The 13,074-nt window shown below is 50.3% G+C and carries 10 protein-coding genes; 5 read left to right on the plus strand and 5 right to left on the minus strand.

Annotation, left to right across the window (positions count from 1 at the left end):
* The first annotated feature begins 240 nt into the window (after positions 1-240).
* A complete protein-coding gene (locus NT073_RS21440; RefSeq protein ID WP_297377522.1) occupies positions 241-738 on the plus strand; it encodes a DinB family protein in 498 nt (165 codons plus the stop codon).
* Between the two features lie 87 nt (positions 739-825).
* On the opposite strand, the gene NT073_RS21445 is transcribed toward NT073_RS21440, so the two are convergent.
* The 4 genes from NT073_RS21445 to NT073_RS21460 form a co-directional block, all read right to left on the minus strand.
* The gene (locus tag NT073_RS21445) at positions 826-2,019 is read right to left on the minus strand and encodes a T9SS type A sorting domain-containing protein (protein WP_297377524.1); all 1,194 of its coding nucleotides are present in this window, start codon (positions 2,017-2,019) and stop codon (positions 826-828) included.
* Positions 2,020-2,213: 194 nt separating this feature from the next.
* A complete protein-coding gene (locus tag NT073_RS21450; RefSeq protein WP_297377526.1) occupies positions 2,214-3,254 on the minus strand; it encodes a TIM barrel protein in 1,041 nt (346 codons plus the stop codon).
* A gap of 104 nt (positions 3,255-3,358) precedes the next feature.
* Positions 3,359-4,501 (minus strand): DEAD/DEAH box helicase, encoded by a 1,143-nt coding sequence (locus tag NT073_RS21455; protein ID WP_297377528.1) that lies wholly within the window; start codon positions 4,499-4,501, stop codon positions 3,359-3,361.
* 43 nt (positions 4,502-4,544) lie between these two features.
* The gene (locus tag NT073_RS21460) at positions 4,545-5,888 is read right to left on the minus strand and encodes a DEAD/DEAH box helicase (RefSeq protein ID WP_297377530.1); all 1,344 of its coding nucleotides are present in this window, start codon (positions 5,886-5,888) and stop codon (positions 4,545-4,547) included.
* Between the two features lie 248 nt (positions 5,889-6,136).
* Here NT073_RS21460 and NT073_RS21465 point away from each other — a divergent pair, with 248 nt between their 5' ends.
* Positions 6,137-7,984 carry a PQQ-binding-like beta-propeller repeat protein gene (locus NT073_RS21465; protein WP_297377532.1) on the plus strand — a complete coding sequence of 616 codons (1,848 nt, stop codon included), beginning with the start codon at positions 6,137-6,139 and terminating at the stop codon, positions 7,982-7,984.
* A 108-nt stretch (positions 7,985-8,092) separates the two neighbouring features.
* Entirely contained in the window at positions 8,093-9,418 is a 1,326-nt protein-coding gene (locus tag NT073_RS21470; RefSeq protein WP_297377534.1) for a DEAD/DEAH box helicase, read from the plus strand.
* Between the two features lie 16 nt (positions 9,419-9,434).
* Here the strand turns inward: NT073_RS21470 and NT073_RS21475 are convergent, their stop codons facing one another.
* On the minus strand, positions 9,435-10,085 hold the full coding sequence (locus NT073_RS21475) for a hypothetical protein (protein ID WP_297377536.1): 651 nt from the start codon (positions 10,083-10,085) through the stop codon (positions 9,435-9,437).
* A gap of 217 nt (positions 10,086-10,302) precedes the next feature.
* Here NT073_RS21475 and NT073_RS21480 point away from each other — a divergent pair, with 217 nt between their 5' ends.
* Together NT073_RS21480 and NT073_RS21485 are read left to right on the plus strand one after the other, a co-directional pair.
* The gene (locus NT073_RS21480; RefSeq protein WP_297377538.1) at positions 10,303-11,667 is read left to right on the plus strand and encodes a hypothetical protein; all 1,365 of its coding nucleotides are present in this window, start codon (positions 10,303-10,305) and stop codon (positions 11,665-11,667) included.
* Positions 11,667-13,061: a tetratricopeptide repeat protein gene (locus NT073_RS21485; RefSeq protein ID WP_297377539.1), complete on the plus strand. Its 1,395-nt coding sequence runs from the start codon at positions 11,667-11,669 to the stop codon at positions 13,059-13,061. Before NT073_RS21480 ends, NT073_RS21485 begins: the two co-directional genes overlap by 1 nt.
* Positions 13,062-13,074 lie beyond the last annotated feature (13 nt).

A 13,074-nucleotide genomic window follows, 5' to 3' on the forward strand; every position in this document is an offset into this window, starting at 1 on the left:
AGTGCGTGATATACTTACTACGTTACATAGCACACAATCAACTTGTCTTCGTAAGCGATTGTTTTACCCTCAGATCGTTCCGAAGCTATATGGTTTAATGGCCCGGTTAGTACAGACTTACTTACGGCAGACGACAGCCGTCCGGATTTACCTATATACAGTTCCTGCAAAACACTCCTGACATAGGGCTGTCAGTGACTGCCAATACCTTTGACACATCAACCAAAAACACATAGCTCTATGTCATTGATTCAAATGCTGGTCAAGGAAATGCAACAGGAAGCCCAGACAACGCGTAAAATGCTTGAGCGCATTCCCGACGACAAATACGACTGGCAGCCACACCTCAAAAGTATGACCATTCGCCAGTTGGCAACCCATATTGCCGAATTGCCAACCTGGGTTGAACTGACACTACAAACTGATGAACTAGACTTTGCCACCAGCCCCTATTCGCCCGTAACGATCAACAACACATCGGAACTATTGACCCTTTTTGAGCAGTCGCTGGCAGCAGGAGAAACAACTCTTAGTCAGGCAACGGACGAGCAACTGGAGCCAATGTGGACCCTGCGTCACGGCGATACAGTTCTGAGTAAAACGACAAAGGGCGAAATGGTTCGTATATCTTTTTCGCAGATTGTCCACCATCGGGCGCAGTTGGGCGTATGCCTTCGACTGCTTGATATTCCGATTCCCGGCAGCTACGGCCCCAGCGCCGACGAACAGCATTTCTAGACTTGCTCTGATTCGTCAAAAAAAGCGTGTTGCTGAACTTTCGGGCGACACGCTTTTTTATAGCTCATTCGAACGGACTTATGTTGACTAAGGCTCAATCAGCACTTTCAGTACTTCCAGCTTCGTTGCGTCGGTTGGCTTTACGTGAAGATAATAAACACCCGGTGGCAGAAATGTACGTGCACGGATATCAAGTGCTTTACGTTCTGTACTTCCTTCGGTATCAATTGGTATTTCAGCACCAGAAGGACCATACAACGTAAGGCTAACCGACTCTGAACCAAACCCTAAAAGAGTAAAATTGCCAGTATTGGGGTTAGGGAATATAACTGCTTTATCTTCCTGCACACTCTCACCTGCCCGTACGGAAATGATTTCCGACAAATCGCTCGCGCCACTTCTGTCGTTTTGCTTAAGCCGGTAATAGTAAATTTGACTAGGCATCACATTGGTGTCGATGAACTCATAAACCGCTTGCACATTTGTGTTTAACTTACCCTCCACCGAACCCACCGTTTCGAAGCTTCTCGCATTGCTGCTTTTCTGAATCTCGAAGCCCCGATTTTCTTCTTCCCAGGCGGTCACCCAGTTCAGCGTTACGCCCTTTTTAGTGGCTTTACCAGCAAATGAAACCAAGTTAACGGGTAAAGGCGATGCCCCATTCAGCGTCACATCATCCAGTCTGAAGGTGCCAATCGTACCATTAGAAGCTCCCGGCCCTAAATCGGTTCGTTGGGTTCCGTATGGGTAAAATCGAAACGACAATGTCGTACCAGGAGGTACGGAGAAATTAGGAAAATCCCAGGTAATAGTAGAACTAGCAACAGAAGTACCTACAATAGGCGTAAGCGGAGCAGCTCCCCAACTCGTCGATGTCGCAAAATTATTGGTACTAAAGCGCACGTCTAACTGGTTAGGTGCTGAAGCACTGGCCTGCCGTAAAAAGCTAAGTGAGATCACGTTCAACTGAGCGCCTGTATTAGCCGTAACCGAAAACTCGATATAAGAAGCATCATTTACGGTTGCAGTATTATTGATTCCTCTGGAATTGAAGACATCTGCGCCAGTGTCGCATGTTAGAGAACTACTCCTTGATAACACCGTTCCTGTAGCATTAGACGACATGACTGGAATGTTTCCCTGCGTGGGACAGGCTCCAGTACCCGTAAATGTATTGCTATAAATCACTTGGCCGTAACCCGACCTAAGCAGTATCCCGAAAAAAGAAATGATCAATAGCCATTGGCGTAGAATAGCGGTGTAAACGGGAAATGGGTTCATAGGATATGTTCCTTCGGATGTACTGCTAGCTAATGATACTAGTACGCATAATATCTACAAAGTCACAAATAAGCCCCATAAAGTATATAAAATGTATCTTCTCCAGTCTGCCTATACGATAAAAGAAAAGGCTGCGTACTCATTTCCCATTGAGTACGCAGCCGTCCTTTGTTAACCTGATGTATTTGCTCTTCCTAGCTGAGCGCGTTTCTGCAAAAGTTAACGCACTTTTTCACCTCGGCTACAGAATTTGACCCTTCCGGAATCTTATATTCCAGTTCAACGGTAGCCGGGAAGTTATATTTCTGCTCACGCATCAGCTTCAGCACCTGAAGCAAAGGCGTATCACCCTGCCCCCAAACCAGATTACCTTTGCCGTGATCGGCCGTTTGGCGGTCTTTAATATGCATGCTGGCAATGCGATCATGCTTTTGTTTAATCAATACAAGTGGATCAGGGTTTCCGGCGGCCACATAATGCCCCAGATCAAAGTTCATTGCATTGGCTGGTGATTGCGCCAGCGCCGTATCCCAGAAAGTAGGCGTTTGCTGCTCGTGGCCATGGTAGCCCACTTTCATACCCTGCTTTTGCGCCATTGTGCCTAGTTTCAACGTATGCGCGTCATTAGCCGGATGCTCCAGCGTAACCTGATTGGCTCCCAGCGTCTTGGCCGCGCGCAGGCCGTACTCGATTTCCGCGTCCGAACTCTGCATCCCGAAAGTGTCGGGCTTGAAGCCATAAATACGCACTCCCGCCTGGTTATACATCTTACGCACCTGCTCAAACTTCGACATAGGCACTGAGAGCCGCCATTTAGTCATCTCGGCCCGATAGGCTTTCATTTGGGTTTCGGCTTCGGTAAGCATTTTCTGCTCATCCTCCGTGAGCGGCTGATTTTCCCGCTTCTTCCGCATCAGGGGGAACACCGACCGCATATCGACCGAACTTTTCGGGGCACCGGCAAACGACTCGGCGGGGCCACCCATTAACTCAATGGCACTCACACCCGAATCCAGGACATACTGTAAGGTAGCTTCGGCACTCTGATCGGGCATCTCCCGAAAAGAATAGGTGATGACACCTATCTGCACCCCGTCGATTAACGAATTCGGCTTATCCCCTAATGAGCGAATCAGGGCCGGGGCACCAAATAGCTTGTTGGTACCCGCTACCGTCCCGGCTACAAGTGCGGCAGTAGCGCCCAAAAACTTACGGCGCGATGGATGGTTGTTCATGGTTTATAGTCAGTTTATTCAGTTAGGGAAAAGGAATAGAAATATGACTATAAATATAGAGATTATTGCGAAACCCGTTTACTCGGATATGCAAATACATCCGGTTAGTACCCCATGAGATTCAAATCCTCTGTTTCCCGAATCTCAACCCGTTTGCCCATTTTCTTCTGGATGATCTTGAAGTGATGTTCATCCTCCGGGCAAATCAGCGAAATGGCTTCCCCTTCGGCTTCGGCACGACCCGTTCGGCCAATACGGTGAATGTAATCTTTGGGCGAACGCGGCAACTCAAAATTGATCACATGCGGCAGCAACTGAATGTCAATACCTCTGGAAATTAAATCGGTAGCCACAAGAACGGTTAAGTGCCCCCCTTTGAACTTGGTGAGCGCATCAGTACGGGCACCCTGCGTTTTGCCGCTGTGGATGGCGGCTGCATGAATCCCGTTCTTATTGAGTTTCACAACCACATTATCGGCCGTTCGGGTAGATGATACGAAGACCAATACCTGCTTCATTTTTCCTTCCTTGATCAGGTAACGCAGCAGCGGGCCTTTGCGCTCAGCGTCGACACGATAGGCTGTTTGCTTAATCAGGTCCAGGTTCTGCTCCTCCTCAACCACTTCAATTTTGACCGGATTCCGCAGTAGGTTTTTGTTAATGTCCTCAATAGCGTCGCCCAGTGTGGCGGAGAAGAGAATCGTTTGCCGGTGGCGCGGCAGTCGATCGAAGATCCGCTCCATTTCCTCTTCAAAGCCCAGATCGAGCATCTTGTCGGCTTCGTCCAGCACCAAAATATCAACCTCTGTCAGTTGAAGCGCGTTGGACGCCATGAGGTCCAGCAACCGGCCGGGCGTAGCCACCACAATTTCGGCATCCCGGAGGGCCATCATCTGCGGATTAATGGATACGCCCCCAAATACCGCCACTGTTTTCACTTTACGGGGCAGATTAGCGCCAAATGTTTGAAAAACCTCGGCCACCTGAACGGCCAGTTCACGCGTTGGCACAAGCACTAATGACTTTATATATCGGTTCCGGGCTGGAGATTTCCGTTGAAACAGTTCCAGAATAGGAAGTACAAAACTGGCGGTTTTCCCCGAACCCGTTTTGGCAATACCCAAAATATCCTTCCCCTGCAAAATAGCCGGAATAGCCTCCTGCTGAATGGGATACGGCTTTGGGTAGTGTTGAGCCGCAATGGCTTTGATAAGGGGTTTTGATAAACCGAGTTCTGAAAATGGCATATGATTTTTTGAAATTGATTATAAGGTTCCCAGCCCCTTTTACCTATTTATCCCGCTTCTTCTTCCCTCCTACCCGCTTGATGGGTCGGCCGTACTTGAGCATTTTTTCTTCCGCAATATTCCGTCGGACGTTCACCTTCTGGTTCTTGGCGAGTTTCTCATGAAAAGCGGGGCCAACATCTTCCCGTTTGGGTGGCTTGACGTCAATGAACTTCATCTGCACCTTCGGCTTCTCATCGTCGGTTAGCTCGTCTGATACGACCAGATTTTCGGGCAGAGGAAGCATCGGAATCGGTTGATTCATCAACTGCTCAATGGCTTCCTGTTCCTCACGCGCATTCTCGGTAATGAACGAAATGGCGATCCCTTCCCGATCGGCCCGGCCCGTTCGACCGATACGGTGAATGTAGTTTTCGGGCACTTCGGGCAAGTCGAAATTGACCACATGCGACACGTCGGTCACGTCGATACCGCGCGCAATGATATCCGTCGCAATCAGAATCCGGTAAGTTCCAGCTTTGAAGTTATTGACGGCCTCGAATCGTTTGTTCTGCGCTTTGTTGGAATGAATAACCCCCACCTGATCCGGGAAACCCGATTCCAGTTGCTCGAACAGTTGGTCGGCGAGTTGCTTGGTTGCCACAAAGACCAGCACTTTGGTCATGGCCGCATTCCGGTTCAGGAGTAGCGTGAGCAGGTTGATCTTGGTATAAAAATTAGGCACCCGATACCCCGACTGGTCGATTTTTTCCAGCGGTGTACCCATGGGAGCCGCTTCCACACGCACCGGACTATTGAAATACTCATTCACGAGCTGATCGACATCCTCTGTCAGCGTAGCTGAGAACAGCAGGTTTTGCCGTTTGGGAGGCAGTAAGTCGAGCACCACTTTCAACTGAGCCCGAAAGCCGAGGTTGAGCATCTCATCAAATTCGTCGATAACGAGCTTCTTGATTGCTTTCGATTTCAGGATACCTCCCAGCATGAAATCGGCCAGCCGACCGGGAGTAGCTACCAGCACATCCAGCCCCTGCTGAAGCTCAAGAGTCTGAGCTTTCATGTTGACACCACCATATACGCCAACAACAGTTAAAGTCATATAGGTCGTCAGTTTCTTCACAGCTTCGACCACCTGCACCACGAGTTCGCGGGTGGGGACGATGATCAGTAACTGCGGCTGTCTGTCCTTCGAAAACTGCATCTGGCGAAGCGTAGGCAACAGGTAGGCGAACGTTTTCCCTGTTCCGGTCTGGGCAATGCCGCACACATCCTGCCCCGACATTACGACCGAAAATACATTTTGCTGAATAGTTGTGGGTGTTGTATAGCCCAAATCGCGGAGTGCGTTCAGAAGGGGTTTATTTAGATTCAGTTCGTCGAAAGTCATAGCAGTACCAGTCAAATAGACTACGAAGGTACGGCTTATCCCCCAACCCACCGCGCTTCTGCAGGAACACAGCCGGGCTTCCAGTAAGTGAAACGGATTGGGCACCTGAAGACTGATCACGTTTACCCCACCAGAGCCGGGGTTTATCCAACCCGAACAGCCATTCGTCCGAAACTCATGAACTTTCGTTCCGGAACACCTTACTTTTAGATACGCTCCAATTTGCCGGGAAAAATTTTATCTACTACATGATGAACCTTCCTCCATCCATCACGTTCTCCGGAATTGCCTGTTCTATGTTGGTCTTCTGCCGGACAACCATCAGCTTTTCACAGCCGATAGACCCGGCTGTTGCCAAACTCGGTATGCAGGTCTACATGACCACCTGCCACAACTGCCACAAACCCGAAGCTTCGTTTAAAGCTCCGGGAAGTTTTATCCTGAGTACCATGCCGCCCCGCGCCATTCTGGCGGCACTGGAAACAGGAAAAATGCGTGTGCAGGCCAAAGACCTTACGGATGAGCAGCGGAAAGCGGTAGCCCAATACCTGGCCAACAAGCCCTTGACCGAAACCGTCATACCGAAAGAAGCGTACACGGCATTCTCCCTTCCCAACGCAAAAAAAGCGGCTGTCCTTCATTCGGGCTGGGGTGGCGACCTCGAAGGAACTGGCTTTCGCACGGCCAAACAGGCGGGTATTTCGGCCGTTACCGTCGGTTCGCTCAAGCTGAAGTGGGCGTTTGCCTTTCCCGATGTCAATCAGGTACGCAGTAAACCCGCTCTTGTTGGCAACTGGCTGATTGTAGGTTCGCAGTTGGGGGATGTCTATTGTCTAAACAAGCAGTCGGGTAAAATCGGCTGGAAATTTACGGCCAAAGCCGCCATTCGCGGAGCCATCAGCATTGTACAGCAGGCCAGTGGCCCGCAGGCTTTTTTTGCCGATAACGCTACCAATGTTTACTCCCTCGATGTAACTACCGGCAAGCTCCTGTGGGAGAAGCGGGTGGGGCAACATGCCCAATCGGCGAACACGGGCTCGGTGGTCGTCTATGACAACATCGTGTATGTGCCGCTTACGTCGCTCGAAGTGGTGTCGGTACTGCTGCCCAACTACCCTTGCTGTTCGTCATCGGGTGAAGTTGTCGCGTTGAACGTCCGTTCGGGTGATGAAATCTGGCGGCATCGGGTCATTGCCGAAGAAGCCGCTGAAACGGGTAAACGTAAGAACGGAGCACCGGCTTATGGCCCGGCGGGGGGCATTGTCTGGTGCAGCCCAACGGTCGATACTAAACGGGGCCTTCTCTACATCGGCACCGGCGAAAACTACACTTATCCCGTTACAAACACCAGCGACGCGATTCAGGCATTGAACCTGAAAACGGGCAAGCTCATCTGGAATTTTCAGGCGACTCAGAATGATGCGTGGAACATGGGTTGCCCCGGCGGCCCCAACTGTCCCGATAAACCGGGCAATGATTTTGACTTCGGCATGGCGCCCATTCTGGTGAAACAGCCAAACGGCAAAGACATGCTGGTTGTCGGACAGAAGTCGGCTGAGGTGTATGGCTTATCGCCCGATGATGGCAAACTGCTCTGGAAAACATCGGTTGGCCTGGGTAGTGCGCTGGGCGGCATTCACTGGGGCATGGCCACCGACGGGCAATACGCATACGTTGCCAATGCCGACAATAAATATGCGCTGTTCGGCAAGACGGACGCCCAGCACCAACCCGCACCGGGCCTGTATGCACTGGAAGTAACTACAGGCAAGGTAGTCTGGAAAGCCGCCAGTCCGCCCTGTGGCGACAAAAAAGGGTGTATCGAAGCTAACTCAGCCGCGCCAATGGTTATTCCTGGCGTTGTGTTTGCCGGGGGCCTGGACGGGTATATACGGGCTTATTCGACTACCGATGGAAAAATTCTCTGGGATTACGATACCGCGCGTGAGTTCGACACGGTCAACGGTGTAAAAGGCAAAGGCGGCTCGCTGGATGGGCCTTCACCCGTTGTGGCCGATGGCATGTTGTTTGTCAATTCCGGTTATGGCTTGTTCGGTGAGCTGCCGGGCAACGTGCTGCTGGCGTTTGAGTTGTAGTACCGAGCGTCGGCACTGCGACCGTCCTGGTCGGCTGATTAATAGTCGAATACAGACTAAACACCCGAGCGGGACGGTCGGTACTACAAAAGGGTTTACTTTTACGGGATGATAACCCCTGAGCAGCAAACACAAATCCTGACGAACCTGGGCATTTCGGCGTTGAACCCGATGCAGGAAGCCGCCCGACAAGCCATTACGCAGGATAACGATACGTTTTTAATTGCCCCCACCGGCTCCGGCAAAACGGTGGGTTTTCTGTTGCCCGTTCTGCATCTGCTCAAATCCGACCAGAAAACGAGCGTTCAGTGCCTGATTCTGGCCCCTTCCCGCGAACTGGCGATTCAGATCGAACAGGTCTGGAAGAAAATGGCGACGGGCTTCAAAGTCAACGTATGCTATGGCGGGCACCCCGTCGAAACGGAGATCAAGAACCTGAGCAATCCCCCTGCCCTGCTCATTGGCACGCCCGGCCGCATTGCCGACCACATCACCCGCCGAACGTTTTCGCTGGACGGCATTCAGACGCTGGTGCTGGACGAGTTCGATAAGTCGCTGGCATTAGGGTTTCACGATGAGATGGAGTTCATCGTTCGGGGGTTGCGTAACCTGCGGAAACGTGTGCTGGTTTCGGCCACATCGGGCATCAGCATTCCCGATTTTATCCGGCTTAAATCGCCAACCAAACTGACCTTTTCGGCGGAGAACGATGAAGAAACGGGTTTAACGACCAAGGTTGTTTACTCTCAATCGAAGGACAAGATCGACACCCTTTTTGATCTTTTGTGTTCCCTCGACTCCGAACCGGCGCTGATCTTCCTGAACCACCGGGAAGCCGCCGAACGCACCCGCGAGCTACTGGCCGAACGGGGCATTCATTCGCTCGTGTATCATGGCGGCATGGAACAACCCGACCGCGAACGCGCCCTGATCCAGTTTCGAAACGGCAGCACCCGCTACCTCGTCACCACCGACCTGGCCGCCCGTGGGCTCGACATCCCCGAAATGAAATACGTGATTCATTACCACCTGCCCTTGCAGGCGCATGAGTTCACGCACCGCAACGGCCGCACCGCCCGGATGCACGCGTCGGGCACGGCCTACGTTATTCTTTCTGGCGATGAAACCCCGCCCACTTACCTCGATCCATCGCTTGAGGAATTTCATGTTTCCACAAAGCAGATCTTACCCCAACCGCCAGATTTTGTTACGCTTTACGTGAGTGGCGGTAAGAAGAACAAGCTCAACAAGGTGGACATCGTCGGCTTTTTCTCCCAGAAGGGCGGCCTTGAAAAAGGCGACCTGGGCCGTATCGACGTGCAGGATTTCATCTCCTTTGCCGCTGTGAAGCATGACAAAGTGAAAGCCCTGCTGGCAAAGATCAGTCAGGAGAAAATGAAAGGAAAGAAGTACAAGATTGAGGTGGCGCGGTAAACTGGCAACGCGTCAATCACCGGCAAAGCTCATTATACGCCAGCACCATATCGCCTAACCGGCTCCAGTCCCGGCGGGTAACGTTTGGATAGGTACGAATTAAAGAAGGGCAGTCACCAAAAAGCTGGTCATGAACGGCTTCGATGTCGCCACGCTTGGCAAGCATCGACTCACTCCCGTTTTTCAGAACGATGTAGCTGAGGTCCTGCCGATTTAGCTCAAACGCAAAGTTACCGAAGGTGTATTCCGACGTTTTCTTCCAACCCGATGCATCGAAGTAAAGGGCGATTCGCCCACCAATCGGCGTCAGGCGTTCCAGCAGTATGGGTTTGCCATTCCGACGGGGATTGGGAATGCGTTCAAAAACGATCATCTCCCGCTCGCGGGGAATGCTGCCGGTGGCATACGCAAAGGCAGGGATTCGCTGCGCCAGAAGACGCACTCTCTCGCCTTTAACTTTGGTTTTCGTTCCGTCATCAGTTTTAACCTGAATGGATGCCGGGAAGTCGTTAACCATCGTCCCAACCCGCACCTGACCCCGCAGGGTATCATTTTCCAGCGTCACCACATAGCCGTCGGCCCACATGGTCATCGCGCCAAGGGGCATATACTGCGCCCGAACAAGCGTGCTGCTCAAAACAGCAAGGGCAATTACTATCGCTTTCATTTTTCGACCGTGAATTAAATTGGCAAAACAAGCCGGTACAGCTCATGCTCGAAATGACCTGCTGGATGAACTGTCAAAAAAGCTGAATGAACTGTACAAAGAACAGTCTCTAAAAAAACGGTTGGTAATGGGCGAGTTATTACTGACCAGTTTGTTCTTTCGTAGGCCAGTTATAAACTCCTACCATAACTGATTACTTTTGCAAAAAAACAAGTACATGAAAAAGGCAACTCGGATGGACGAGATTGATGCGGCCGTCAATAAGTTTGAACCTGTGACGCCAAACGACGAATTCTATGTCGATTTCAAAAATCTTAGAGGAGACTTTCAGGAGCGGGATGTTATGCGCATCCTCAATGTAACAAAACCGGATGGCCACTACCGTTTCAACTATCAGCCTAATCGCTCGAATAAAACACTGCTATTTCTGGCGGGAATGCGAGGCTCCGGCAAAACGTCTGAACTAGCCAAATACGCCCAGCTATTGCACTCACCTGGCTGCTTTTTCGTCGTGACCTGCAACGTCGATGAAGAACTCGACATGGATAATGTTCAGTACATGGACATTCTGGTTTTCCAACTGGAAAAATTACTTCAGAAAGCAGCCGAGGTTGATTTAAGCATAAGTGACGATATTCTTGACAGCATGAACGAATGGTTTCAGGAACGGGTAAAGGAAATCAATCGTAGTCTGAAAGCCGAAGGCAGCGCCGAACTGGAAGTCGGTAATGAAAACCCGTTCTCGGTGGCTGGTCTGCTGGGTAAGTTGCTGGGCGTAACCACCAAACTCAAACTTGGCCTTTCCGGCAGTTATGAGCGGGCAGTGGCTATTCGCACAACCATCAAAAACCGCTTCCCCGACTTCTCCATCAAATTCAATACGTTTATCGAACAAACGAACGAACAGCTAAGACGGGAAGGGAAAGGACAGGAAGTACTTTTCATTGTCGACGGGCTCGAAAAAACGATGAGTGCCACAACGCGCCGGGCCATCATCATGGATGAGTCAAATCGTATCCGGCAAATAAAAGCGAATACGATTTTTACGCTGCCCATTGAGTTGATGAAGGAGGAGCAACATATTCGTAATTTCAGCGAGATCATCACGTTCCCGTTTATCAAAATTATCGACCGCGACGGCAGTACCGTTCAGGAAGCGATCGAGCGTTTCGAGGAGTTTATTTGTAAGCGGGTAGCACCCGAGTTATTCGACTCCTTAGAAACTATTCATTTGGCAATTCGATACAGTGGTGGGTCGCCACGGCAATTATTACGAATTATAGAACAGGCGGGTTGGCAGGCCGATACGGCGGTTGGGCAGATTACGAACGAGAATATGCGCCGGGCCATTGATAAGCTCGGCAATGCGACTGCCCGCTATCTGGAACCAACTGATTTTGATATTCTGAAATCACTCAAAACCGACCTCGACGCCGGAAACCCAATTGGTTTCAATAGTTCGATTCAAAATCTACTGGAAAAAGAAATCATTTTTGAATATAACGACGGTACGTACAAGCGGGTTAACCCTTTATTGGAAGTATCCAGATTATACCAGCACCGGGTTGTTGGAGAAGCCTGATGGAACCGCAATTCGACGACGAACTACAGCAACTAAAGAATGCATTACGGCAGCCAACGTTCCGGTTTATTCTGATTGGCCATAATCGCTACAGTCTGTACAAAGACATTGCTGATTGGCTCCGGGCTACATTTCCAGAGCGGACTCCTGTCGAACTTCGCTTAGCCGAGAAAGATTATCGCCACATCAACGACGAGTTACTGACATTAAAACCAGGAATAGTGCTTATTCCCGATTTTGGCTGGCTTTTCAAAGAAGGCAACGAGTCTATTTGTGTGGCGTTCAATCAGCGCCGGGATGCTTTTGCCCGGCTCGATATAGCCCTGATTTGTTTCATAGAACCAAGTGAGTTTGTACAAGTGCCTAAAAAAGTCCCCGATTGGTGGTCACTACGCTCCCTGGAACTGGACTTTCATCGGGAAACACCTGATTCTACGGGTGAATTCATCAATCAGGAACTAGAACCGTCTTCTTCTTTAGGTGGCCAAACGAGAGAAGAAAAGCAAGCCGAAATCCAGCGACTCCTCCGGCAAGTTGAGACGACCGAACCAGAGAACAAGGCAATCCTAGCCGCGCTTTACTCTCAATTAGGATCGTTGTTTTTCGACCTTTCTAATTATGATGATGCTAACACCTATTGGCAACAGAGCCTGGCCATGCGACAGCAAATTGGCGACCGAAGCGGAGAAGGAACAACCTTAAACAACATCAGTCAGATTTATTATGCCCGGGGCGACTATGAGAAAACCTTTGCGTATCTGGAACAGAGCCTGGCCATGCGACAGCAAATTGGCGACCGAAGCGGAGAAGGAACAACCTTAAATAATATGGCCACATTATCTTATGCCCGGGGCGACTATGAGAAAACCCTTGCGTATCTGGAACAGAGCCTGGCCATCCGACAGCAAATTGGCGACCGTAGGGGGGAAGGAACAACCTTAAACAACATCAGTCAGATTTATGATGCCCAGGGAGACTATGAGAAAGCCCTTGTGTATCTGGAACAGAGCCTGGCCATGCGACAGCAAATTGGCGACCGAAGCGGAGAAGGAACAACCTTAAACAACATCAGTCAGATTTATTATGCCCGGGGCGACTATGAGAAAGCCCTTGCGTATCTGGAACAGAGCCTGGCCATCCAACAGCAAATTGGCGACCGTAGGGGGGAAGGAACAACCTTAAATAATATAGGCCGGATTTATATTGAACAGCAACAAGTCGAAAAGGCTATTCCCTTACTAATAAGAGCATACAAGCTATTTGAAACAATCGGTTCACCTAATTCTACAATAACCCAAGGGCATCTCAATAAAATTATTGCCCAAATAGGCGAAGAGAAATATAACCAGATCGTTCAGTCTATTCCAAGTGACTCAGTATACCCAATCGACTAAGCCTGTACTTGTT

The organism is Spirosoma sp. (assembly GCF_026391055.1).
Classification (GTDB): domain Bacteria; phylum Bacteroidota; class Bacteroidia; order Cytophagales; family Spirosomataceae; genus Spirosoma.

Bases quoted from the DNA above. Each gene is read 5' to 3' on its own strand.
- NT073_RS21440 (WP_297377522.1), top strand. From the start codon at position 241: ATGTCATTGATTCAAATGCTGGTCAAGGAAATGCAACAGGAAGCCCAG.
- NT073_RS21445 (WP_297377524.1), bottom strand. From the start codon at position 2,019: ATGAACCCATTTCCCGTTTACACCGCTATTCTACGCCAATGGCTATTG.
- NT073_RS21450 (WP_297377526.1), bottom strand. From the start codon at position 3,254: ATGAACAACCATCCATCGCGCCGTAAGTTTTTGGGCGCTACTGCCGCA.
- NT073_RS21455 (WP_297377528.1), bottom strand. From the start codon at position 4,501: ATGCCATTTTCAGAACTCGGTTTATCAAAACCCCTTATCAAAGCCATT.
- NT073_RS21460 (WP_297377530.1), bottom strand. From the start codon at position 5,888: ATGACTTTCGACGAACTGAATCTAAATAAACCCCTTCTGAACGCACTC.
- NT073_RS21465 (WP_297377532.1), top strand. From the start codon at position 6,137: ATGATGAACCTTCCTCCATCCATCACGTTCTCCGGAATTGCCTGTTCT.
- NT073_RS21470 (WP_297377534.1), top strand. From the start codon at position 8,093: ATGATAACCCCTGAGCAGCAAACACAAATCCTGACGAACCTGGGCATT.
- NT073_RS21475 (WP_297377536.1), bottom strand. From the start codon at position 10,085: ATGAAAGCGATAGTAATTGCCCTTGCTGTTTTGAGCAGCACGCTTGTT.
- NT073_RS21480 (WP_297377538.1), top strand. From the start codon at position 10,303: ATGAAAAAGGCAACTCGGATGGACGAGATTGATGCGGCCGTCAATAAG.
- NT073_RS21485 (WP_297377539.1), top strand. From the start codon at position 11,667: ATGGAACCGCAATTCGACGACGAACTACAGCAACTAAAGAATGCATTA.